The following is a 21207-nucleotide window of genomic DNA, read 5'->3' on the forward strand; positions in this document are numbered from 1 at the left end:
TCAGCTCGGCGAAACGCCTGACCAGCGGCCCGGCGCGGAGCACACTGGACGCGTGGACGCCGAGTTGGAGGGCAGGCACCGCACGCTGTGGGGGCAGGGGGACTACGCCGCCATCGCGGAGGTGGTCGAGCCGTTGGGCCGGATTCTGGTGGAGGCGGCGGGGATCGGGCCGGGCACCCGCGTGCTCGATGTGGCTGCGGGCACGGGCAACGCCGCGATCCCGGCGGCCGTAACGGGCGCCGACGTGGTCGCCACCGACCTCGTGCCCGAGCTGCTCGACGTGGGCCGCTCGCGTGCCGAGGCCGCCGGCCTGTCGTTGGACTGGCGGGAGGCCAACGCCGAGGCGTTGCCCTTCGGTGACGCCGAGTTCGACGTCGTGATGTCATGCATCGGCGTGATGTTCGCACCGCACCATCACGCCGCCGCGGACGAGTTGACGAGGGTGTGCCGACCCGGTGGCACCATCGCACTGATCAACTGGACACCCGAGGGTTTCGTCGGGCAGATGTTCGCGACCATGCGGCCCTACGTCCCCCCGCCGCCGCCGGGCGTGTCTCCGCCCCCACTGTGGGGCAGCGAGGGACATGTGGTGGTGCTGCTCAACGGCGCGGTCGACGACGTGGTCGTCGAACGCCGGTCGCTGACAGTGGACCGCTTCGCCGACGGCGCGGCGTTCCGGGACCATTTCAAGGCCTACTACGGTCCGACGATCACGGCGTATCGGGGAATCGCCGACGATCCGGACCGCGTCGCAGAGCTCGACGCCGCGCTGGCCGCACTCGGCGATGCCGCCCTGGGCGGCGGTTCGACCATGCAGTGGGAGTACCTGCTGGTCATCGCGCGCCGGGCAGCAGCAGGTTGACCGTCCGCAGCGTCGTCGCGGTGGCCGAGGCCAGCGCGTCACATTCGCCGCTGTCCAACCTGGCGCAGACCCAGTCCCAGTGCGCCGACACGATGTCGCCGGGCCTCGGCCGGGCCGTCAGCGACGTACTTCCGCGTGCCCAGCGCACCGACTCGGGAACGGCGGGCCCCAGGGTCAGCGCTCCCTCGGTGAACGCCAGCGGACGCGACAGCAGAATCACCCGGTCATCCTTCACCGACTCGACTGTGCCCCAACGGATCCGGCATGACTGCAGAATCCGCATCGGGGTCGTGGGGTCACCTCCGGTGCTCAGGAAACGCACCCACGGGTACACCGCGAAGACATGGAAGCTGTGGTCGGCACACGCATGGTGTCCCAGGTCGGGGTGATTCAGCAGGCCGACCGGTTGGCCCCGCAGCGCCCGCCGGAGATGCGCCACCAACCGCGCGCCGTCGACTCGGGGCAGGCCGGTGGTGCCCAGCCAGTAACTGCGCACCACGTCGGCATCGAGCGGATCGGAGATCCCCGCCGCCTCGGCGATCACCTCGAGGTAGGGCCACGCACCGTCGAAACCACGTGCATGCGTCGCGATTTCGGCACCGGCATCATCGGAGAGCAGAATCTTCGAATCGGGCGGCCCGCAGTACCCGAGTTCGTTCGGCGGGTAGGCATAGCTGGCGAACAGCTGCCATCCGCGAGGTGGGGACCGGGTCTCGGCCGTCATGGCTCGACCTCACCGCGCCCCATGAGCTGCAGCCCGGCCATCGCCTCGGCGGCGCCGGCCTCGTCGGTCTTCTCCACGACGAACCCCATGTGGATGATCACCCAGTCACCCGGCGCGAGCGACTCGTCGGCCAGCATGCCGATGTTGACTTTGCGTTGTTCCCCGGCGACGTCGGCGAGCGCCAACTGCCCTTCGTAGCCGTCGAGAACGCGGACCACACGGCCCGGAATGCCCAGGCACATCAGTTCGCACTCCCGAGCAGTGCGACCGTGTCCTCGACCGCGCGCACCGCCGCGGGCACGGCCGCGCGCACCGAATCGGACAACCCGATGCCCTCGGCGACGTCGTGCACCTGAGCGCCCACCACGATGGTGCGCGGCGGGGTGCCGCCGAGGGCGCGCAGGCTCGCGAACACCGTGGCCGGATCCATTCCATGCGCATCGAGGCCCGCGGTGCCGGAATCGCTTTCGTGGTCGGCCTGGAACACCTCCAGTCGTCCGGGTTCGCCGCGGTCGGGCAACGCATCGACCAGGATCAGCGCGTCCCACTCGTCGAGCAGGTCGTACGCGAGGTGCATGCCGCGGATCCCGTAGTCGACCACCCGTACGCCGGCGTCCGCACCGCACCGCAGGTTGCGCACCACCTCGGATCCGAAGCCGTCGTCGCCCAGGAAGATGTTGCCGATGCCGGCGATCAGGATGCGGGAGGGCACGGGCTACATCTGCCGCATCTTCAGGTAGCGCTGAACGTCGGGGAGCGAGCGCACTCCGATCACCAGACCCACCATCAGCAGCAGTGCCACGATCACTGTGGCCACCCAACCTACGACTTCCATGGCTGTCTCCTTCTCTTTCGGCTCAGTTCACGGGCTCAGGGGTTCGATTTCGTCGGGGGCGAAGAACAGGTGGCGGCCATACCACTCGTGCATGTCGGTCGCCGCGTCGTCGTCCATCACGACGGCGACATGGGTGGCGCCGTCGAGGTCCTCGTGGACCGCCGTGACGCGGGCGATCCGGCCGCTGACGAACATGTCCTGCGCGTCGGCGCGCCGGGACGGCCGCAGTCGCACCCGGCTTCCGGGGACCACCCGCACCCCGTCGACCACGACCCCAACCAGCGGGTCCGACCACACGCCGTGCAGGCCCAACATCGCCTCGGCGGACATGCCGTCGCATTGATCGATGATGCGGGCCGCCCGCGCGTCGGTGGCCCGCGCCTGCGCCTTCTCCTCGTCGGTCATCGCCATCACGCGCAGCGTCAGGATCTCGTCGATCTCGGTCGAGTCGTACAGTGCACCGCCGCTCTGTTCAGCGACCTGGGGATGGTCGTAGAGAATGATGGGTGAGACCAGCAGCAGCCGATCGTCACCGGGTGGCCCGGCCAGCACTGGGAAGCAGCGGTGCTGACGACACTGCGCGGCCGCGGCGATGGCGTCGTCGGACGGTTCGAGCAGTGAGATGAAGCCGCCGTCGAGAGCTTCGACGAGCACATGCGCACCGATGAGCGACCGTTCGATCGCGTCTTGGCGGTCCGATGCAGCGGCACCGGTGTTGCGCACCGTGAGCGTGACGCGCTCGATGTCGCCGGTCCCGCGGCCGTGCAACTCGATCTGCACCACGGCGTGCACGCCATGACGTTCGCGGACCAGCCGGCCCCCGGCGACCGTTTCGACCTCGATGTGGGGCGCCGCGGCAAGCGGCTGCGACCACGTCCGGGCCGCCGTGAGATCGACCGGGCCGAAACAGATCTCGGTCTCGACGGCCTCGTCCCAGCTCAGCCAGGATCCGGTCGGAGTCACGAGTTCGGCTACAGGGACCCAATTCTGGTGTTCCCACCGCTGCGCGCGCCGATTCTGCAGGTGCAGGAACCGGACGGTGAATCGCAGTTGGGTGCAGTCCCGCACCAGGAACTCGGCCATGAGTTGGGGATCCTCGCCGAGGCCGGCGTCGGCGGCTCCCGGCGGTCCGAGCACACCGAACTGCCAGCGCTGAAGATTCTTCGCAGAGGTGGCACGGTACGGGTACAGCAGGTAGCCCTCGTAGAGCACCGCGTCGGCCACCGCTCGGGCCCGTTCCCACACTGCGGAGTCGACGGTCATGGCGTCTCCTCGACGGTGCGAAGCAGCCTGGTGACCGCGTCGTCGAGGTTGAGCACACCGCACCGTGACTTGTAGGCGGCCAGCATGCTGATCGTCTCGTGCCCGAGGCGCACCCAGCCCATGTCGGGAAAGTGCATCGCGATCAGCTTGTGCCACACCGACACCGGCATGTCGTAGTGATCGTCGCAGTGCCAGGGCACCTGCTGAACGCGGAATCCGCTGTCGCCCTTGTAGAAAACGGTTCCGCTGAACAGGAACTGCAACGGAACCGTACCGTCGCGTAACGCGTGCATGTATTTGGCCGCGGCGACCTCGAAGTCATAGGTGCACAGCAGGGGCAGCGGGGTCGTCACCGCCCCGGAGAATCCCGGCACCATCGCCGTGGTGTGCTGCCACAGGAAGGTGTGCTGGGTGGCGGCCCAGCGGTCACGAGTTCCGAACAGGTCGAGCAGCCCGGGCTCCTCGGCCTCGGTGTAGGTGCGTCGGGACGGTTCGATGCGCACCTGACAGCGCAGCGCGATCGCCTGGACCGGATCGTCCGTGGCCCCGGCCAGCCCGATGTGCGCGGTCAGCGTGGGCGTCGCCGAGTAGGGTTCCGGTTCCACACCGAGCACCGAGAACGTGAGGTCGCTCATCGCTGTTCCCCGCTCCTGGCGTCGAGTGCGGCGAAGAAGCCGTCGATGAACCGTCGTGCGTCGCCGCCGCCGTCGAACCCGTGCCAGACCGTGCGCAGCCCTCCGACAAACTCGTAGCAGACGTCGACTGGGACCAGAAAGCACTGCGGTGGGCCGACTTCGGGCAACCGGATGAGCAGCGCCTCGACATCGTCGACGAGTTCGGTGGTGCGGGGGTCGGCTGCGGTGATCGTCTCCCACTGCGCGAGGTCGAGTTCGCATTCGCAGGCCCCCGCCGGCCCGGGATAGAAGGCGACGATGCGGCCGAGGGCGGAGTTCCGGAAGAAGAACGCCACCCCGACGGGGATCTGCAGCGCGTTCCAGGCGTGCCGGTCGACGGCGAAGTCCGGGAACGACAGGCACCGGTCGGGCACCGCGCGGTAACGAAGGTCGGCGGTGCTGTCGGTGAACAGCAGCCAGCAGCCGCGGCATACGCACATCAGTTGGCGGCCGGCGACGTTGACGACATGTTGATGCTCGTCGGCGATGGGCTCCGCGCACATCTCGCACCGCTCACCGACCGGCGGTGGTGGCCGGCGGGAGGTGATGCGCGAGAGGATGCGCAACGGGCTGGTCATGCCGAGACCTCGGTCGGTTCGACGTCGACTGCCAGGCTCAGCACACCGTCCCGGATCAGCAGCGGCAGCGGTTCCAGGTGCCCGGGAGTGTCCTGCAGTCCCGCACCGGCGCGCACGGCGTCGTAGTGCGCGTGGCAGCGGGGGCAGCGCAGCACGGCGTCCCGCGAGTCTGCGGCGCGATGCAGGGCAGCGCCGGCCAGCGACCCGTCACACGACGCGCAGTGGTCACGGTAGGCGTAGAGGGACTCACCGATCCGGCAGGCCAGCACACCGGTTCCGGCCACCTCGAATCCGCCGACCTCGCCGGGTGACAGATCGCCGAGTTCCGGTACCGCATGCCAGACGGTTCTGGACTCTCGTCCCCGCACCCGCTCCAGCAGGGAAGCGGCCGGGATCACCGGCGTGCCGGGTCCGGCGGAGTCGGCCGGTACGGCGACCACCTCAATGGTCGTGACCTCCGGCGCGGCGGCCCGTACGGCGTCCTCGACCGCGAGTTCGAGGGTCACCGCCGAGGACGGGCAGCTCCGGCAGCTGCCGGCGAACCGCAGTCGGGCGGTGTGCCCCTGCGGCCCGTTCACCACCTCGACCAGTTCGACGTCACCGCCGTGCGACCCCAGATAGGGACGCACCTTCTCCAGGGCGTCAGACACCCGGCGGTGCACGTCGTGCGGGTGCAGGCCGTGCACCAACAGAAGGCTGGCCACCAGATCGTCCTCGGTCAGTCTCGCGATCTGCGCGTCGTCGGCCAGCGCGAGCACGCGATGCAGCGCCTCCCCGTAGAGGTCGACGACCTCACCGACGAGCGCTTCGGCGCGCTCGCGGGCGCGGGTGCCGCCGGCTCCGCCTGCGGCGTCGAGCAGCGCCTCGATCCGGTCGCCTGCCGCGCGCCATCGGCCGTCGTCTGCCGAAGGATCCGCACGGCCCGCCATGTGCTACTCCCCGGTGGCGGTCTGGGTGGGCGAATGCAGCCTCTGCAGGGTCTTGCCGGCACCGAGGTACATGTGCACGCCGCAGGGCAGGCAGGGGTCGAAACTGCGGACCGTGCGCATGATGTCGATGCCCTTGAAGTTGTCGCGGTTGTTCTCCTCGAAGATCGGCGTGCCCTGCACCGCATCCTCGTAGGGGCCTGGGGTGCCGTAGCTGTCCCGCGGGCTGGCGTTCCATGGGGTGGGCGGGTACGGGTGGTAGTTGGCGATCTTGCCGTCGCGGATCACCATGTGGTGGCTCAGCACGCCGCGCACCGCCTCGGTGAAACCGCAGCCGATGCCCTCATCGGGCACCTCGAACTTCTCCCAGGTCTTGGTTCGGCCCGCGTTGATCTCGGTGATCGCCTTCTCGGCGAAGTGCAGCGCGGCCGCGGCGGCGTAGGCCTGGAAGTAGCTGCGTGCGCGGTTTCGCTCCAGGGTGTTCGCGCCGGCTTTCGGAATGTGCCACTCCAGTTCGACCGGCCCCTTGAGCGCGGTCTTGGGCAGGTTGATCTGCACGCTGTGCCCGGTCGACTTGACGTAGCCGATGTCGACCAGACCGGCCAACGCCGTCGACCACATCCTCGCCAGCGCACCGCCACCGGTGTCCAGGGCCAGGTGGTCGGTGCCGTCGAACCAGCGCGGTGACATGACCCAGCTGTACTTGTCCTCCAGGTCGCGCCGTCGCGGGTGTGGGTTGGTGTGCTGGTTCCACGGGTGCCTGCGGTCGACCGGATTGCCGAGCGGGTCGCGATGCACGAACATCTCCTGATCGCCCCAGTCGTCGTAATACGAACTGCCGAGCAGGATTCGGATTCCGAGGTTGATGTCGACGAGCGAATGGGTGTGCAGCCTGCCGTCGATCACCACGCCCGGGGTGACGAACATCGCGTTGCCCCAGCGCTCCATGTCCTTGTAGGCGAAGTTGCACACCTCGGGGTCCTGGAAGCTGCCCCAGCAGCCGAGAAGGGTGCGCCGCAGGCCCACCTTGTCATAGCCCGGTATCGCGTCGTAGAAGAAGTCGAAGAGGTCGTCGTGCATCGGCACGACCTTCTTCATGAACTCGACATAGCGCATCAACCGGGACATGTACTCCGTCATCAGCTGGATCGTGGCCGAGACGCCGATACCGCCGGGGTAGAGCGTCTGGGGATGGACGTGGCGTCCCTCCATCAGGCAGAACATCTCCCGGGTGGAACGGCTGACCTGCAGGGCCTCCCGGTAGAACTCGCCCGAGAACGGGTTGAACGCGCGCATGATGTCGGCAATGGTCCTGTGGCCGTGGGCATCGGCGTGCGGCGCCGCGGTGTTCTCGGCCTTCTTCAGCACGCTCGGGTTGGTCTCCGACACCATCTTCTCGCAGTAGTCCACCCCGACGAGGTTCTCCTGAAAGATGTTGTGGTCAAACATGTATTCGGCGGCCTCACCGAGGTTGATCAGCCATTCGCCCAGGTGCGGCGGCTTGACTCCGTAGGCCATGTTCTGGGCGTAACACGAGCACGTGGCATGGTTGTCACCGCAGATCCCGCAGATTCGACTGGTGATGAAGTGCGCATCACGCGGATCCTTGCCCTTCATGAACACCGAGTAGCCGCGGAAGATCGATGACGTGCTGTGGCATTCGGCCACCTGCTGGTTCTCGAAGTCGACCTTGGTGTAGATGCCCAGGCTGCCGACGATCCGGGTGATGGGATCCCAGGCCATCTCGACGAGTTGACCCGGTTCATTCTTGATCTCGGACGGCCCTGGAGTGATGGTGGTCATCGTGAGTGCCTTCGATTCCGTTGGTGGGTGAGCTGAGGCCATCGGCCATCGGTCGACGCGTCGCTACCAGGTGCGTCGTGCCCCGGTGACGAGTTCCTTGCCGCGGTGCCGCCACTTCGGTTCCTTCTCCAGCGTGCGGCCGGTGATGTGCCGCAGGCTGCGGATGACAGAGCCGTACATGCCCGACGCGGTGCTGGAGAGCAGTCCGCCGGGCGGCTCATCCATGAACGGCATGAACTTGTCCGGGAAGCCTGGCATGGTGCAGCCGATGCAGATGCCGCCTACGTTGGGGCAGCCTCCCACGCCGTTGATCCAACCGCGTTTGGGCACATTGCATTTCACCACCGGTCCCCAGCATCCGAGCTTGACGAGACACTTCGGCGAGCCGTATTCGGTGGCGAAGTCGCCCTGTTCGTAATAGCCGCCCCGATCGCAGCCTTCGTGCACGGTGGCGGCGAACAGCCACTGCGGTCGGTGCGCCTCATCGAGCGGAATCGTCGGGGCCTGGCCGGTGGCCATGTACAGCAGGTAGAGGATGGTCTCCGAGAGATTGTCCGGCTGCGTGGGACACCCCGGTACGCAGACGACCGGAACGCCGGCCTTGCTGCGCCAGTCCCACCCCAGGTAGTCGGGCACCCCCATCGCGCCGGTCGGGTTGCCGGCCATCGCATGGATGCCCCCGTAGGTGGCGCAGGTGCCGACAGCGAGGACCACGGTCGCCTTCGGCGCCAGTCGGTCCAGCCATTCACTGGTGGTCCGCGGTTGTCCGGTCGCCGGATCATTGCCGAACCCGCACCAGTAACCACCCTCATCGTGCAGTTCCTCGTTCGGGATCGAGCCCTCGACGACCAGGACGAACGGGTCGAGTTCGCCGCGGTCGGCCTTGAAGAACCAGGACAGGAAGTCATCGGCGCCGCCGGTCGGTCCGCACTCGAAGTCGATCAACGGCCAGTGCATGGCGACCTTCGGGAGGCCGGGCAGGGCGCCGAGGGCGATCTCCTCGATCGACGGCTGTGTGGCGGCGGTCAACGCCACCGAATCGCCGTCACAACTGAGACCCGCGTTGATCCACAGGATATGGATCAGTGTCTCTTCCGCTTTGACTGCTGCTTCCGTCAGCATGTTGCAGCTTCCCGGGGCGGGCTGGGCCCCTACGCCGCAGGAGTCGACCGTCGGCCCACTTGCGCGGCGTTAAGTCTGGGTCTACTCCGCGCTGTGGGCGATGTCAACGGACGAGTGTGTGGCGAATCGGCGAAGCCAGTCGAACCAGGCCGACATCCCCGCTCCGGTGCGTGCACTGACCTCGAGGACGGTTGCCGACGGATTGACCCGACGGACATTCTCGGCGTACCGATCGAGGTCCACGTCGAGGTGCGGCACAAGATCGATCTTGTTCAGCAGCACCACATTCACCGACCGGAACATCACCGGATACTTCAACGGTTTGTCCTCGCCCTCGGTCACGGAGTACACCATCGCCTTGGCGTGCTCGCCGACGTCGAACTCGGCCGGGCACACCAGGTTGCCGACATTCTCGACGATCACCAGGTCGAGGGCGGGCAGGTCGAGTCCCTGAATCGCGCGGTTGACCATCGGGGCGTCCAGATGGCATTCGCCGCCGAAACCGTTGCCGGTGTTCAGCAGCGCGATCTGGGCGCCGTGACCAACGAGTCGGGCGGCGTCCAGATCCGTGGCGATGTCGCCCTCGATCACGCCCATCGAGAACTCGTCGGCCAACGCGTCCAGTGTCGCCGCCAACACCGTCGTCTTGCCCGAACCAGGCGAGCTCATCAGGTTCAGTGCCCGAATCCCATTGGCCTCGAACGCGTGCCGGTTGATCGCGGCGCGCGTGTCATTCTCGGCGAAGATCGACTCGAGCACCTCGATGCGTTGCGATCCCGTCGAGTACCCGCTGTGATCGCCGTGATCATGCCCGGTGTCGTCATGGTCGTGGCTGTGTACGGTTCCGTCGTCGTGGCGGTGAAATCGACCCACTGCCACCTCCTTTCACGTGACGTCCAGCGATGTCACCAGGAATTCACTGCCCCGGGTGACCTCGACGTCGGAGCTCTCGCATGCCGGGCAGCAGACCGACCAGCGCGAGTCGATCTGTGAACGCTGCCGACACGTGCGGCACACCACCTCACCGGACACCAGTTCGAGTTCCAGTTCGGCGTCGCCCAGATCCTCGTGCTCCCGCAGCAGCGACCAACAGAACTCGAGCGACTCGGGCACCACCTGACGCAGCGCCCCGACCCGCACCCGGACCACCTCGACATGCCGGCCCTGGGCAGCGGATCTCACCACGGAGACGATCGCCTGGCACAGCGACAACTCGTGCACTCCTCCATGGTGCGCCGTCGCGCGCAGATTCTGTGCCGAATCGTGATCGCGGTGGCTGCCCGCGGGTCTAGCCTGGAAGCTGCCGACGCATCGACAGCCCATCCGGTGCGAGGGGGTCAGTGACCAGCAGATTGACGACGTCTCCGACGACGGTGCGAGTGCGCCTCGACATCGCCGGCGTGGTGCAGGGCGTCGGTTTTCGGCCCGCGGTGGCCCGCGCGGCGCTGCGGCACGGGGCCAGCGGTTTCGTGCTCAACGACGCCGGAGCGGTGCACTGCGAGGTGGAGGGCGCCCCCGAGGTCGTGGATGCCGTGGTGTCCGACATCTGGTTGCGACCCCCGCCGATGGCCAGGATCGATACGCTTCAGCGGACCGATGTGCCACCGCGTGGTGGCGTCGGTTTCGAGATCGTCGACAGTACGTGCAGCGACGACGGACGCACGCTGGTCCCACCGGACATCGCGATCTGCGCCGACTGCCTGCGGGAACTTCGCGACCCGGCCGACCGGCGGCACGGACACCCGTTCATCACCTGCACCAACTGCGGCCCGCGGTACACCGTCATCACGGATCTGCCGTACGACCGCGCGGCGACGACGATGGCCGGGTTCGCCATGTGCGATCGGTGCGCCGCTGAATACCACGATCCGGCTGACCGGCGGTTCCATGCCGAGACCATCGCGTGCCCCGACTGTGGGCCGACCCTGCGCTGGGAGGGGCCTGGGGGTGGCGGCCCCCTGGCCGCGGCGGTGCACGCGCTGCAGGACGGACTGATCATCGCGGTCAAGGGGATCGGGGGATACCACCTGGCCTGCCTGGCCCAGAGCCCCGAGACGGTGGCCGAACTTCGGCGCCGTAAGGCGCGGCCCGCGAAGCCTTTTGCGGTGATGGTGCCGGACATCGCTGCTGCGCGACGGGTCGCGGAGGTCGACGCTGCCGCGGAGGCACTGCTGTACTCGCCGGCTGCCCCCATCGTGCTGGTGCCAGGGCGCGACGAGCGGATCCAGCGCGCAGTGGCACCCGGCCTGCGTGACGTCGGGCTGATGCTGGCCTATTCGCCGCTGCACCACCTCCTGTTCGACCTCCTCGGTGGTGCCGCACTCGTGATGACCTCGGCCAACCAGGGCGGCTCTCCGATTGTCTTCCGTGACGACGATCTGCCCTGGATCGAGGGCCTCGCCGACGGTGTGCTGGCGCATGACCGCCCCATCCACGTCTCCTGCGAGGACTCGGTGCTGGCGGTGGACTCCGCGGGTGCAGCGGTGCCGATCCGGCGGTCCCGCGGCTATGCGCCCCTGCCGGTCTCGGTGCGGGCCGGCAGCGCAGCGGTCGTCCTGGCGACCGGCGGAGACCTCAAGACCACCTTCTGTCTGATGGGCGGTGACGGACACGCGCACATGTCGTCGCACCTGGGCGACATGGCCGACCCGCGGACCCAGACGTGCTTCGAGGCGGCGTACCGCCATCTGGCGTTCATGACCGACCGGGCGCCCGAGGTGTTCGCCTGCGATCTGCACCCACGGTATGCGACCACCGCGTGGGCCTCACGGCGCGGCGCTGCGGTGCACCGGGTGCAGCACCACCACGCGCACGCGGTGTCGCTGCTGGCCGAGCACGGGCGCTTGGACAGTCCGATGATCGCGGCCGCCTACGACGGGACCGGCTACGGTGCGGACGGCACCATCTGGGGTGGTGAGCTGCTTGTGATCACCGACCCGGCGCGGTTCCACCGGTTCGGGCATGTGAAGACGCTCGGGCTGCCCGGCGGTGACGGTGCGGTGCGCCACCCGGCGCGCATCGCGCTCGACCTGCTGTACCGCGCCGGCCTCGACTGGGATGACCGGCTGCCATGCGTGCAGACTCTTGACGATTCCGCGATCAGAGTTCTGGCCCAGCAGATTCCGCGCCAGATCGGGTGCGTGCAGACCAGCAGCATGGGCCGGTTGTTCGATGCGGTGGCCAGCCTGCTCGGCGTGTGCCAGCGGGTGACGTACGAGGGGCAGGCGGCCGTCGAACTCGAGCATGTCGCACGGTCGGGTCGTCCGGTGATGCTGGATTTCGCGGTTGTCGCAGGTGTTCTCGACCCGGAGCCGGTGATCACCGGCCTGGTGGAGGGACTGCGGGCAGGCGTCGACGTGGCCGATCTCGCCGCCGGTTTCCACGCGGCGGTGATCCGGGCCAGCGCCCTGGCGCTCGAGGAGTGTGCGGTGGCATCCGGCATCGGCACGGTCGGGCTGACCGGCGGCGTGTTCGTCAACCGGTTACTGCTCAATGGTCTGCGGGACACCCTGGCGGACAGCGGGTTCGAGGTTCTCACGCACCGAGTCCTGCCGTGCAACGACGGTGGTCTCGCACTCGGGCAGGCCGTCATCGCGGCGGCGGAGGGGAGTGGGATATGTGCCTAGGGATTCCCGGGCAGGTGGTGGCCATCTGGGACGAATCGGGGACGCGGATGTCCACGGTGGACTTCGGCGGCACCCGAAAGACCGTGTGTCTGGCGTATCTGCCGGAGATGGGGATCGGCGAATACGCCATTGTCCATGCGGGTTTCGCGATCGCCCAATTGGACGAGGAGTCCGCCAATGCGACATTGAAGATGTTCGGTGAACGCGGTGTGCTCGCCGAAGAGCTCGCCGGTGAGGCAGGTCAGGTCGGGGACCCTGGAAGGAGGGATCCAGCATGAGGTACCTGGATGAGTTCCGCGATCCGGTCGCCGCCCACATACTGGTGGATCAGATCCGAGACACGATCACCCACCCGTGGACGATCATGGAGGTCTGTGGCGGGCAGACGCATTCGATCATCCGCAACGGCATCGACCAGCTGCTCGACGGGGCCGTGGAGTTCATCCATGGACCCGGATGCCCGGTGTGCGTGACCCCGTTGGAGATGATTGATCGGGCGCTGGAGATCGCCGCGCGCGAGGACGTGATCTTCTGCTCGTTCGGCGACATGCTGCGGGTGCCCGGCAGTCAGCACGACCTGTTCAGCGTGCGCGCCCGCGGCGGTGACGTCCGCATCGTCTACTCTCCGCTGGACGCCACCAAGGTGGCCGCCGACAACCCGGACAAGCAGGTGGTCTTCTTCGGTGTCGGGTTCGAGACCACCGCACCGGCCAACGCGATGGCGGTGGTGCACGCCGAGCGATTGGGCCTGACGAACTTCTCGATGCTGGTGTCGCATGTGCTCGTGCCGCCGGCGATGCGGGCGATCCTGAGTTCGCCGACCAACCGGGTGCAGGGGTTCCTGGCCGCCGGCCATGTCTGCACCGTGATGGGGACGTCCGAGTACGGGCCGCTGGTGGACGAATTCGAGATTCCGATCGTCGTCACGGGTTTCGAACCGCTCGATCTGCTCGAGGGTGTGCGTCAGGTGGTCGATCTGCTCGAGTCCGGCACACCCGAACTGCGCAACGCCTATCCGCGCGCGGTGAGCGCGCAGGGCAACACCGTGGCGCAGCGGACGCTGGCCGAAGTGTTCACCGTGACCGACCGGCAGTGGCGCGGGATCGGCATGATTCCGAAGTCCGGCTGGACGCTGGCTCCGCGGTGGGCACAGTTCGACGCCGAGATTCGGTTCGGGGTCGGGCAGCTGCACGTCGAGGAGTCGGCCGAGTGTCACAGCGGTGAGGTGCTGCAGGGGCTGCTGAAGCCCAACGAATGCCCGGCGTTCGGCACCGCGTGCACGCCGCGCACCCCGCTGGGCGCGACGATGGTCTCGGCCGAGGGGGCCTGCGCGGCCTACTACCAGTTCCGTCGGCTCGAGACACCCGCCCATGCCTGAGCGGCCCGTGACCATCGACCCGGGGGATTGGGTGTGCCCGCTGCCGCTGCGGGAGACCAGGCGGATCGTTCTGGGCCACGGTGGCGGCGGCGTGCTGTCCGAGGAGTTGATCGAGAACCTGTTCACGCCGGCGTTCGGCACCGCGGGCGGGCCGGCGCGGGATTCGGCCCTGCTGGATGTGCCGGTCGGCCGGATTGCCGTGACCACGGATTCCTATGTGGTGCAACCACTTTTCTTTCCAGGAGGCAACATCGGCGATCTGGCGGTCAATGGCACGATCAACGACCTGGCCTGCAGCGGCGCGCAGCCGATCGGGCTGACCGCCGGCTTCATCCTGGAGGAGGGACTCGAACTCGACGTCCTCGGCGCCATCGCGCAGACCATGGGCAAGGCTGCCGCCGACGCCGGAGTGGGCATTGTCACCGGTGACACCAAGGTGGTCGGAAGGGGCAGTGCGGACCAGCTTTTCGTCAACACCGCCGGTGTGGGGGTGGTGCCCGCCGGCGTCGACATCGGGCCGGAGCGGGCGCGTCCGGGGGATCACATCATTGTGTCCGGCAACATCGGCGAACACGGTGTCGCGATCATGAGCGTGCGCGAGGGGATTGACTTCGGGACAGTCGTGACCACAGACAGCGCCCCGCTGCATCGGCTGGTCGCGGCGATGCTCGGTGTCGGCGATCCATCGGCGGTTCATGTGCTGCGCGATCCGACCCGGGGCGGCCTCGTCGCCTCGGTGGTCGAGATCGCACGCGCGGCATCAGTGGGCGTCGAGTTGGACGAGGCGCGAATCCCGGTGCCCGAGACCGTGTCGTCGGCGTGTTCGTTCCTGGGGTTGGACCCCCTGCAGGTGGCTAACGAGGGCAAGATCGTGGCGTTCGTCGATCCCGCACACAGCGCCGAGATTCTCGAGGTGATGCGGTCACGTCCCGAGGCCGCCGACGCCGCGATCATCGGGCGCGTCGTGGACGAACACCCGGGAATGGCGGTGGCCAAGACCGCCTTTGGGACCATGCGGGTCGTCGAGCGCGAATTGGGGGAGCAGTTGCCCCGGATCTGCTGATCTGACGGAAATCTCCTTACAGATACCCATCGAGACGTAGCATCTGGCCCCAGGTGGGGAGGGGGCTTTCGTGAAGTTTTCGGTGTGGGTGGCACCTGTGGCGTGCCTTGTGGTCGCGACAGCGGTGACGGTGGCGCAGGTGACGCCCGCGCCGTCGGCTCCCGTGGATCTGCTGGTGCAGCGGGTCATGGCGATGGGGGGTAACGGCCGACCCGACGGCGACAACATGCTCGACGAGCTCAACGGTTATTTCGACCCGGCGAGCGTGAATTACGGACTGTGCGATGCGCGCCCCGACTGCGCGATGGACAGCTACGGCGTGATCAGCTGGAATGCCAAGGTGTGGCGGCCGGATTCAGCGTTCGACGCCCAGCAGGCCGACGGTGTGCGCAGCCTGGACACCGCCCTGCGCGACGCGCTGAAGGAGACCACGCCCGACGACGACATCGTGGTGGTCGGGTATTCCTCGAGTGCCAGCGTGGTGGTTCGGTATCTGCGTCAACTGCATTCCCAGGCATTGGCCGGCGAGGATGTGCCCAACCCCGATCAGGTCCGGTTCCTGGCGATCGGCAGCCCGAATCGCCCCAACGGTGGGCTGTTTGCCCGCTTTCCCGGCCTGCGCATCCCGATTCTGGGCGTCACCACCGACGGTGCGAACACCGAAACCGGCTACCAGCTCACCGACATCAGCTGGAAGTACGACCTGATCTCGGACTTCCCGACCTATCCGCTGAATCTGGTCGCGCTGGCCAACGCGGCGCTCGGGTTCTTCTATCTGCACAGCTACTACTACGAGGCGGACCCCCACGATGGGCAGCTGTTGGTCTCCGATCCGAAGTGGACCGGCGCCAAGGCGGGTGAGCTCACCGACTACATCACCCTCGCCCCGCGGCATCTGCCGCTGCTGCAGCCGTTCTACGACGCCGGTGTCCCGTCGCGCCTGCTGGATGCGATCGAGCCGCTGCTGACCGAGATCGTCGAACTCGGCTACGACCGGGAGACGCCGGTGTGGCAGCCGACGCCCGCCAAGCTGCTTCCGCGGCCGGGGCTGATCTTCAGGGCGCTGCCGAAGTTGGTTGCCGCGCTGGAGAAGGGCCTGAGGATCCTGGTTGGGCGCCCCCCTGCCGTCGCGCGAACGGTGTCCGTCGATCCGGCCCGCACGGCCCCGGAAGTGCAGCCCCAGCGAGCCGCCAAGGAGTTGTGGCCCTCGACGCTGAAGCGGACCGAGCTCGGCGCGGACCGTGCCGCCCGGCGAGCGTCGACCGCGCGGGCGACGCAGAAGCTCAAGGCGGCCGTCAGCGGTGCCGTCGACCGGGTGCGGGACGGACTCCGGCGCGCGGGAAGCGGATTCACATTCAAGCCACGGGTGCAGACGAGGACCGAGTCAGGACGCGAATCGCAGAACGCGCCGAGCGCTGCTGACGCCGCGGCCTGAGGTCAACCGGCCGAAGCGTGGTGGCGGGCGTGGGCCACGGCGTCGTCGAGCGAATCGATGAGGTGGTTCTCGTGTCGGAGGGCCTCGATCACGCCGACATTGGTCAACAGGTCCATGTGTTCGGGCTGAACGCCCTTGATGATCACGGTGACGCCTCGCGCCTCCAACTCCTCGGCGATGAGAGCGAGGGTGTGGGCTCCCGTCGCGTCGAGCATGCCCAGGTTCGACATCCTGATGATCACCACGCGGACGTCGGGATGTTCGGCGTCGGTGATGAGGCTCGAAATCCGTTCGGCAGCACCGAAGAACATGGCCCCGTCGAGTCGCAGCAGGACGATTCGGTCGTCGTGCGGGTGTGGCGGGCCGGGCAGCGGCTCACGCTGCACACTGCTCCGACGGGCCACGCCGCGGAGGGCGAAGAACGCTGCGGCCAACACTCCTATCGCGACCGCGTCGATCAGGTCGAAGCAGATGGTGACGATCGCGGTCAGGGCGAACGTCAGTGCATCCGATCGGGTGGACCGAAGAATCGTCAGGACGGTCGATGCGGAGATCATCCGCAGCGAGGTCACCATGAGGACTGCGGCCAGTGCGGCCAGGGGGATGGCGGACACCGCATCGGTGCCCAGGTAGACCACCCCGAGAAGAAGCACCGAGTGCACGACCGCGGCCACGCGCGTGCGCGCGCCGGAGCGGACGTTGACCGCGGTGCGGGCGATGGCCCCGGTCGCGGGCATTCCTCCGAAGATGCCCGAGGCCACCGAGGCCAGCCCCTGGCCGACGAGTTCCCGGTCCGGGTCATACGGTCCCGACGGCGACATGGTCGCGGCGACGCGCGCCGACAACAGTGACTCGATGGCCGCCAGCGCGGCGATCGCCAGGGCGGCACCCAGGAGCGTGCGAAGCGCATCGAGGTCGGCATGCGGAAGGACGGGCGCGGGCAGGTGCGCGGGCAGTTCACCGATCCGTGCCGCGGGAATGCCGAGAGCCACCACGAGCACCGTGGCCACCACGACCCCGGTCAGCGATTCCGGGATCGCGCGGTGCAGCTTGGGCAGCAGGACCATCAGAACCACGACCGTCGCCACCACCAGCAGCGCCGTCGAGGCGGCACCCCAGTCGACCGAGGTGACCACCTGCCAGGCCGACATGAGCGGAGTCTGGCCCGGCGTCGCCGTCTGGCCCAGCGCGGCCGGGACCTGCTGCAGGAAGATGATGGCGGCGATGCCGAGCGTGAAGCCCTCGATCACCGGCCACGGGATGAACGTCACCGCACGCCCGAGGCCGGTGAGCCCGCCGGCCAGCACAAGCACTCCGGCCAGCACGGTCACCAGCGCGACGCTGCCGAGGCCGTAGTGCGCGACGACGGGCGCGAGCACCACGGCCATCGCCCCGGTGGGGCCCGACACCTGCACGTTCGACCCGCCGAACACCGCTGCCACGATCCCTGCGACCACGGCGGTGATCAGGCCCGCGGCCGCGCCGACCCCCGAACTGATGCCGAATGCCAGCGCGAGCGGCAGCGCCACCACACCCACGGTGACCCCGGCCAGGATGTCGCGGCGCCAGGACCGGCGGGTCTCGGCGTAGTCGGACCGATGGGGCAGCAGTCGTGCGGCGCGTGCGCCCAGCGCCGCGATCACGGCGTGGGTCCGATCGCGGGCAGCGACCGAATCGCGTTGAGCTGGTCCTGTCGGGCAGCCAGCGTGTCGGTGAGGAAGATGCGTGCGATCCGCAGCAGTTCGGAGACCTGCGGGTGCGCGAGCCGATAGAAGACCGCGTTGCCCACGCGCTCGGCGGTCACCACCTGATGCCGCTTGAGCACCGCGAGGTGTTGGGACAGCAGCGTGGCCTCCAGGCCCGTGGTGGCCAGGATGTCGCGCACCGGGGTCGACTCCGGGGCGCTGCACAGGATCTCCAGGATCCGGATCCGGGCGGGGTGGGCGAGCGCCTTGAACAGGTTCGCCTTGATCTCGTAGAGCGGCTGTTCACCGTCGTCGAGGAAACGTGCGGGCATCGTGCGGCCTAACAATTTATGAATTGAACAAAACCGCAATCCACTGTACACAAATGACGTTGCGTGGTCGCTCCGGACCGGACTAGGCTCGGCGATCGTGCGCAGGCATCTTCTCGTAGTAGCTGCCCGCAGCGGGGTCTGATTCGGACCGACCCCCCGCTGTGGGTCATCAGCTGCTGCCTGTCGGTCACCTCCGTTCGACCAGAGAAGACCGATTGCGATGATCTCGAACCTCTTTGACGCACCCCTCCCACGCGGCCTGCGCGAACAGACCGCCGGAATGTCCTGGGACGCCGTCCTCACCACGTTCGCCGCCTGTTCGGGCCCGGTGCGGTTGGGCGGCTGGGAACGCGCCGCCGCCGGCGAGTTCAAGGCCACACTGTCGATCGGTGACCGCGTGTGCACCGCGACGGCCTCGGCCGTCGGGCCGATCGGGGCGTTGACGGCCATGCTCTACGAACACGGTGTCGCCTTCGAGACACTCGAATTCCACCAACTGCACGCGGGCGAGAACACCGCGACGTTCGTCCGAGGCGGAAACGGGGCCGCCGAGGAGTGGGCGCTCGGCTGGTCGGCCGACGCCACCCAGTCGGCCCTCACGGCGATCCTCGCCTGTGCGAACCGACTGGGTGTCTGAGGATCAGCGCAGCGGACGCAGCACGATCGGCATACCGTCGATCGGCACGGGCATGCCGCCGTAGTCGTACCGCGGCTGGTAACCCGGCCGTGCCAGCTCGAGCCGGTACTGGCGCAGCAGTCGATGCATGACGGTCTTGATCTCCAGCTGGCCGAACACCATGCCGATGCACTTGTGCGCGCCGCCGCCGAACGGTGCGAACGCGTAACGGTGCCGCTTGTGCTCGCTGCGCGGCTCGGAGAACCGGTCGGGGTCGAACTTCTCCGGATCCGTCCACAGCTCGGGCAGCCGGTGGTTGATCGACGGCCACGTGACGACGTTGGTTCCGGCCGGGATGAAGTACCCGAGCAGATCGGTGTCGCGGATGGCCTGGCGGAAGTTGAACGGCAGCGGCGTCATCATCCGCAGCGACTCGTTGATCACCAGGTCGTAGTTCTCGAGCTTCTCGAGCGCGTCGATGGTCAGCGGCTCGTCGCCGATGCGCTCGGACTCCTCGCGCAACCGGTCCTGCCACTCCGGGTTGGCGGCCAGGTGGTAGGCCATGGTCGTCATCGTCGACGTCGAGGTGTCGTGGGCGGCCATCATCAGGAAGATCATGTGGCTGACGATCTGGTCGTCGGTGAAGGTCTGGCCGTCCTCGTCAGCCGAGTGGCACAGCACGCTGAACATGTCGGTGCTCTCCGAGCGCCGCTTCTCGGCGATTCGGTCCAGGAAGTAGTTCTCGAGAGTCTTGCGGGCCTGGATGCCGCGCCACCACTTCAATGGGGGCACGGCCTTGCGCACGATCGCGTTGCCCGCCCGCGTGGTGGTGGTGAACGCCTGGTTGACCGTGGTGACCAGTTCCTTGTCGGTGCCGGCCGGATGGCCCATGAACACCTCGGAGGCGATGTCGAGGGTGAGTTCCTTGACCGACGGGTAGAACAGGAACCGCGGGTCGTTGGTCGCCCAGTCGGTCGCCAGGACCTTGGAGGCCACCGAATCGATGTGGGGCACATACCCGGCCAGCCTGGTGCGCGTGAACGCCTCCTGCATGATCCGCCGGTGGAACATGTGCTCCTCGAAGTCCAGCAGCATCAGGCCGCCCTCGAAGAACGGCCCGATGACGGGATCCCAGGCGCGCTGGGAGTAGTCCTTATTGCGGTTGGAGAACACGGCCTGCGTGGCGTCAGGCCCCAGGGCCAGCACCGAGGACAGCGCGGGCGACTCGGCGTAGTAGACCGGGCCCTCCTTGTGGTAGCGCTCCAGGATGTAGTCCGGACCGCCGCGGAAGATCTCGATCATGTGGCCGATGATCGGCACACCGGAATCACCCATGATCGGCTTGAGGTCGCTGCCGGCGGGTGGCTCGGCGAAGACGAACTGATCCCACTCCTTCTCGAGAAGCCGCTTCTCGATCGCGCCCATGCCGGGGATGGTGTTCGGAGTGGGCGTCAACCGGCGCTTGGCCTGGTCGAGAAGGTAACGGGGAGTGCTGATCGTCGCTGGGGCCACCTGGACGCTCCTTTGCCGCAGAACGGGTGTCGGGGTGTGGCATGCGCCACGTGACCTTCATTTCACCGGCCCTGTTGACGCGTGTCAAGTTTCATTCCGGTGGCGGTGTGGTGCATGGTATTGACGTGAGTGCTGAGCAGTCCGTCGATTCCGCCGACGGGGAACCCCTCCGGCGAGGCGACCGCCAGAGGCAGGCGATCGTCAACGCGGTGCGTGAGCTCCTCAAGGAGAAGCCGTTCGCCGACCTCTCGGTCAGCGCCATCAGTGACCGTGCCGGCGTCGCGCGGTCCGGCTTCTACTTCTACTTCGACACCAAGTACGCCGTGCTGGCACAGATCCTCGCCGAGGCGGCGCGCGAACTCGAGGAGCTCACCGAGTACTTCGCACCGCGCGGTGCGAACGAATCGCCCGCGGCCTTCGCCAAGCGCATGGTCCGCAGCGCCGCTGAGGTGTTCGCCCGCAACGATCCGGTCATGATGGCGTGCAACATCGCCAGAAGCAGCGACGATGAGATCCGCAAGGTGCAGGACGATCAGTTCGCCGGTGTCGTCGACCAGATCGTCGAGGTGGTCCGCAATGAGATCGCCGCCGGCACTGCACATCCCATCAGCGACGACATTCCGGCACTCATCCGGACCCTGGGTGCCACCACCGTGATGACGCTGTCTCGTGACAACCGGTTCCTGACGCCGGAGAACGGTATCGAGCGTGGAGTCGAGGTGCTCGAGCAGTTGTGGCTGACGTGCCTGTGGGGCGGCGCTGCCGAGAACTGA

General features: G+C 67.8%; 23 protein-coding genes. 8 read left to right on the plus strand and 15 right to left on the minus strand.

Going from position 1 to position 21207, the window contains the following annotated elements:
* Positions 1–52 precede the first annotated feature (52 nt).
* Complete coding sequence (locus A5727_RS12225; RefSeq protein ID WP_068249362.1) at positions 53–862, plus strand: class I SAM-dependent methyltransferase; 810 nt, start codon at positions 53–55, stop codon at positions 860–862.
* Here A5727_RS12225 and A5727_RS12230 read toward each other — a convergent pair.
* From A5727_RS12230 to A5727_RS12280, 12 genes are all read right to left on the minus strand, one after another.
* Positions 834–1586: a DUF6390 family protein gene (locus A5727_RS12230; RefSeq protein ID WP_068249364.1), complete on the minus strand. Its 753-nt coding sequence runs from the start codon at positions 1584–1586 to the stop codon at positions 834–836. The two genes, A5727_RS12225 and A5727_RS12230, sit on opposite strands and share 29 nt — an antisense overlap.
* Positions 1583–1828 carry a HypC/HybG/HupF family hydrogenase formation chaperone gene (locus tag A5727_RS12235; RefSeq protein WP_068249366.1) on the minus strand — a complete coding sequence of 82 codons (246 nt, stop codon included), beginning with the start codon at positions 1826–1828 and terminating at the stop codon, positions 1583–1585. Before A5727_RS12235 ends, A5727_RS12230 begins: the two co-directional genes overlap by 4 nt.
* Complete coding sequence (locus tag A5727_RS12240) at positions 1828–2298, minus strand: hydrogenase maturation protease (RefSeq protein WP_068249368.1); 471 nt, start codon at positions 2296–2298, stop codon at positions 1828–1830. The genes A5727_RS12235 and A5727_RS12240 overlap by 1 nt, the downstream gene beginning before the upstream one ends.
* 3 nt (positions 2299–2301) lie before the next feature.
* The gene (locus A5727_RS28525) at positions 2302–2421 is read right to left on the minus strand and encodes a DUF6893 family small protein (protein ID WP_502687676.1); all 120 of its coding nucleotides are present in this window, start codon (positions 2419–2421) and stop codon (positions 2302–2304) included.
* Between the two features lie 27 nt (positions 2422–2448).
* The gene (locus A5727_RS12245; protein ID WP_068249370.1) at positions 2449–3684 is read right to left on the minus strand and encodes a hypothetical protein; all 1236 of its coding nucleotides are present in this window, start codon (positions 3682–3684) and stop codon (positions 2449–2451) included.
* Positions 3681–4319 (minus strand): DUF6084 family protein, encoded by a 639-nt coding sequence (locus A5727_RS12250; protein ID WP_068249372.1) that lies wholly within the window; start codon positions 4317–4319, stop codon positions 3681–3683. The genes A5727_RS12245 and A5727_RS12250 overlap by 4 nt, the downstream gene beginning before the upstream one ends.
* Entirely contained in the window at positions 4316–4936 is a 621-nt protein-coding gene (locus A5727_RS12255) for a DUF5947 family protein (RefSeq protein ID WP_068249375.1), read from the minus strand. Before A5727_RS12255 ends, A5727_RS12250 begins: the two co-directional genes overlap by 4 nt.
* Positions 4933–5865, minus strand: a complete 933-nt coding sequence (locus tag A5727_RS12260; RefSeq protein WP_068249377.1) for a NifU family protein — start codon at positions 5863–5865, stop codon at positions 4933–4935. The genes A5727_RS12255 and A5727_RS12260 overlap by 4 nt, the downstream gene beginning before the upstream one ends.
* Before the next feature lie 3 nt (positions 5866–5868).
* Positions 5869–7665 carry a nickel-dependent hydrogenase large subunit gene (locus A5727_RS12265; protein WP_068249379.1) on the minus strand — a complete coding sequence of 599 codons (1797 nt, stop codon included), beginning with the start codon at positions 7663–7665 and terminating at the stop codon, positions 5869–5871.
* Between the two features lie 63 nt (positions 7666–7728).
* The gene (locus A5727_RS12270) at positions 7729–8787 is read right to left on the minus strand and encodes an NADH-quinone oxidoreductase subunit B family protein (RefSeq protein WP_068249381.1); all 1059 of its coding nucleotides are present in this window, start codon (positions 8785–8787) and stop codon (positions 7729–7731) included.
* An 81-nt stretch (positions 8788–8868) separates the two neighbouring features.
* Complete coding sequence (gene hypB, locus A5727_RS12275; protein WP_068249383.1) at positions 8869–9660, minus strand: hydrogenase nickel incorporation protein HypB; 792 nt, start codon at positions 9658–9660, stop codon at positions 8869–8871.
* 12 nt (positions 9661–9672) lie between these two features.
* The gene (locus A5727_RS12280) at positions 9673–10008 is read right to left on the minus strand and encodes a hydrogenase maturation nickel metallochaperone HypA (protein ID WP_068249385.1); all 336 of its coding nucleotides are present in this window, start codon (positions 10006–10008) and stop codon (positions 9673–9675) included.
* Positions 10009–10127: 119 nt separating this feature from the next.
* Here A5727_RS12280 and hypF point away from each other — a divergent pair, with 119 nt between their 5' ends.
* The 5 genes from hypF (at position 10128) to A5727_RS12305 (ending at position 16289) form a co-directional block, all read left to right on the plus strand.
* Positions 10128–12413 (plus strand): carbamoyltransferase HypF, encoded by a 2286-nt coding sequence (hypF, locus tag A5727_RS12285; RefSeq protein WP_231992055.1) that lies wholly within the window; start codon positions 10128–10130, stop codon positions 12411–12413.
* Positions 12404–12691, plus strand: coding sequence for a HypC/HybG/HupF family hydrogenase formation chaperone (locus A5727_RS12290; protein WP_068249390.1), 288 nt, complete (start codon positions 12404–12406; stop codon positions 12689–12691). The genes hypF and A5727_RS12290 overlap by 10 nt, the downstream gene beginning before the upstream one ends.
* On the plus strand, positions 12688–13791 hold the full coding sequence (gene hypD / locus A5727_RS12295) for a hydrogenase formation protein HypD (RefSeq protein WP_068249392.1): 1104 nt from the start codon (positions 12688–12690) through the stop codon (positions 13789–13791). Before A5727_RS12290 ends, hypD begins: the two co-directional genes overlap by 4 nt.
* A complete protein-coding gene (gene hypE, locus A5727_RS12300) occupies positions 13784–14854 on the plus strand; it encodes a hydrogenase expression/formation protein HypE (protein ID WP_068249394.1) in 1071 nt (356 codons plus the stop codon). Before hypD ends, hypE begins: the two co-directional genes overlap by 8 nt.
* A gap of 70 nt (positions 14855–14924) precedes the next feature.
* Positions 14925–16289 carry a PE-PPE domain-containing protein gene (locus tag A5727_RS12305; protein WP_157521346.1) on the plus strand — a complete coding sequence of 455 codons (1365 nt, stop codon included), beginning with the start codon at positions 14925–14927 and terminating at the stop codon, positions 16287–16289.
* Positions 16290–16291: 2 nt separating this feature from the next.
* Here A5727_RS12305 and A5727_RS12310 read toward each other — a convergent pair whose 3' ends face one another.
* Together A5727_RS12310 and A5727_RS12315 are read right to left on the minus strand one after the other, a co-directional pair.
* Complete coding sequence (locus tag A5727_RS12310) at positions 16292–17932, minus strand: SulP family inorganic anion transporter (protein ID WP_068249398.1); 1641 nt, start codon at positions 17930–17932, stop codon at positions 16292–16294.
* Complete coding sequence (locus A5727_RS12315; RefSeq protein ID WP_068249399.1) at positions 17929–18306, minus strand: ArsR/SmtB family transcription factor; 378 nt, start codon at positions 18304–18306, stop codon at positions 17929–17931. The genes A5727_RS12310 and A5727_RS12315 overlap by 4 nt, the downstream gene beginning before the upstream one ends.
* Positions 18307–18526: 220 nt before the next feature.
* Between A5727_RS12315 and A5727_RS12320 the strand changes: the two genes are divergently transcribed.
* The gene (locus tag A5727_RS12320; protein WP_068249401.1) at positions 18527–18943 is read left to right on the plus strand and encodes a 2-isopropylmalate synthase; all 417 of its coding nucleotides are present in this window, start codon (positions 18527–18529) and stop codon (positions 18941–18943) included.
* Positions 18944–18946: 3 nt separating this feature from the next.
* Here the strand turns inward: A5727_RS12320 and A5727_RS12325 are convergent, their stop codons facing one another.
* Entirely contained in the window at positions 18947–20434 is a 1488-nt protein-coding gene (locus A5727_RS12325) for a cytochrome P450 (RefSeq protein WP_068249403.1), read from the minus strand.
* Between the two features lie 125 nt (positions 20435–20559).
* On the opposite strand from A5727_RS12325, the gene A5727_RS12330 reads away from it, so the two are divergent.
* Positions 20560–21207 carry a TetR/AcrR family transcriptional regulator gene (locus tag A5727_RS12330; RefSeq protein ID WP_231992056.1) on the plus strand — a complete coding sequence of 216 codons (648 nt, stop codon included), beginning with the start codon at positions 20560–20562 and terminating at the stop codon, positions 21205–21207.

This window comes from Mycobacterium sp. ACS4331, assembly GCF_001667265.1.
Lineage (GTDB): Bacteria > Actinomycetota > Actinomycetes > Mycobacteriales > Mycobacteriaceae > Mycobacterium.

Excerpts from the sequence above, each read along its gene's own strand:
- A5727_RS12230 (WP_068249364.1), bottom strand. The coding sequence starts at position 1,586 with ATGACGGCCGAGACCCGGTCCCCACCTCGCGGATGGCAGCTGTTCGCC.
- A5727_RS12235 (WP_068249366.1), bottom strand. The coding sequence starts at position 1,828 with ATGTGCCTGGGCATTCCGGGCCGTGTGGTCCGCGTTCTCGACGGCTAC.
- A5727_RS28525 (WP_502687676.1), bottom strand. The coding sequence starts at position 2,421 with ATGGAAGTCGTAGGTTGGGTGGCCACAGTGATCGTGGCACTGCTGCTG.
- A5727_RS12245 (WP_068249370.1), bottom strand. The coding sequence starts at position 3,684 with ATGACCGTCGACTCCGCAGTGTGGGAACGGGCCCGAGCGGTGGCCGAC.
- A5727_RS12250 (WP_068249372.1), bottom strand. The coding sequence starts at position 4,319 with ATGAGCGACCTCACGTTCTCGGTGCTCGGTGTGGAACCGGAACCCTAC.
- A5727_RS12255 (WP_068249375.1), bottom strand. The coding sequence starts at position 4,936 with ATGACCAGCCCGTTGCGCATCCTCTCGCGCATCACCTCCCGCCGGCCA.
- A5727_RS12260 (WP_068249377.1), bottom strand. The coding sequence starts at position 5,865 with ATGGCGGGCCGTGCGGATCCTTCGGCAGACGACGGCCGATGGCGCGCG.
- A5727_RS12265 (WP_068249379.1), bottom strand. The coding sequence starts at position 7,665 with ATGACCACCATCACTCCAGGGCCGTCCGAGATCAAGAATGAACCGGGT.
- A5727_RS12270 (WP_068249381.1), bottom strand. The coding sequence starts at position 8,787 with ATGCTGACGGAAGCAGCAGTCAAAGCGGAAGAGACACTGATCCATATC.
- A5727_RS12290 (WP_068249390.1), top strand. The coding sequence starts at position 12,404 with ATGTGCCTAGGGATTCCCGGGCAGGTGGTGGCCATCTGGGACGAATCG.
- hypD (WP_068249392.1), top strand. The coding sequence starts at position 12,688 with ATGAGGTACCTGGATGAGTTCCGCGATCCGGTCGCCGCCCACATACTG.
- hypE (WP_068249394.1), top strand. The coding sequence starts at position 13,784 with ATGCCTGAGCGGCCCGTGACCATCGACCCGGGGGATTGGGTGTGCCCG.
- A5727_RS12315 (WP_068249399.1), bottom strand. The coding sequence starts at position 18,306 with ATGCCCGCACGTTTCCTCGACGACGGTGAACAGCCGCTCTACGAGATC.
- A5727_RS12320 (WP_068249401.1), top strand. The coding sequence starts at position 18,527 with ATGATCTCGAACCTCTTTGACGCACCCCTCCCACGCGGCCTGCGCGAA.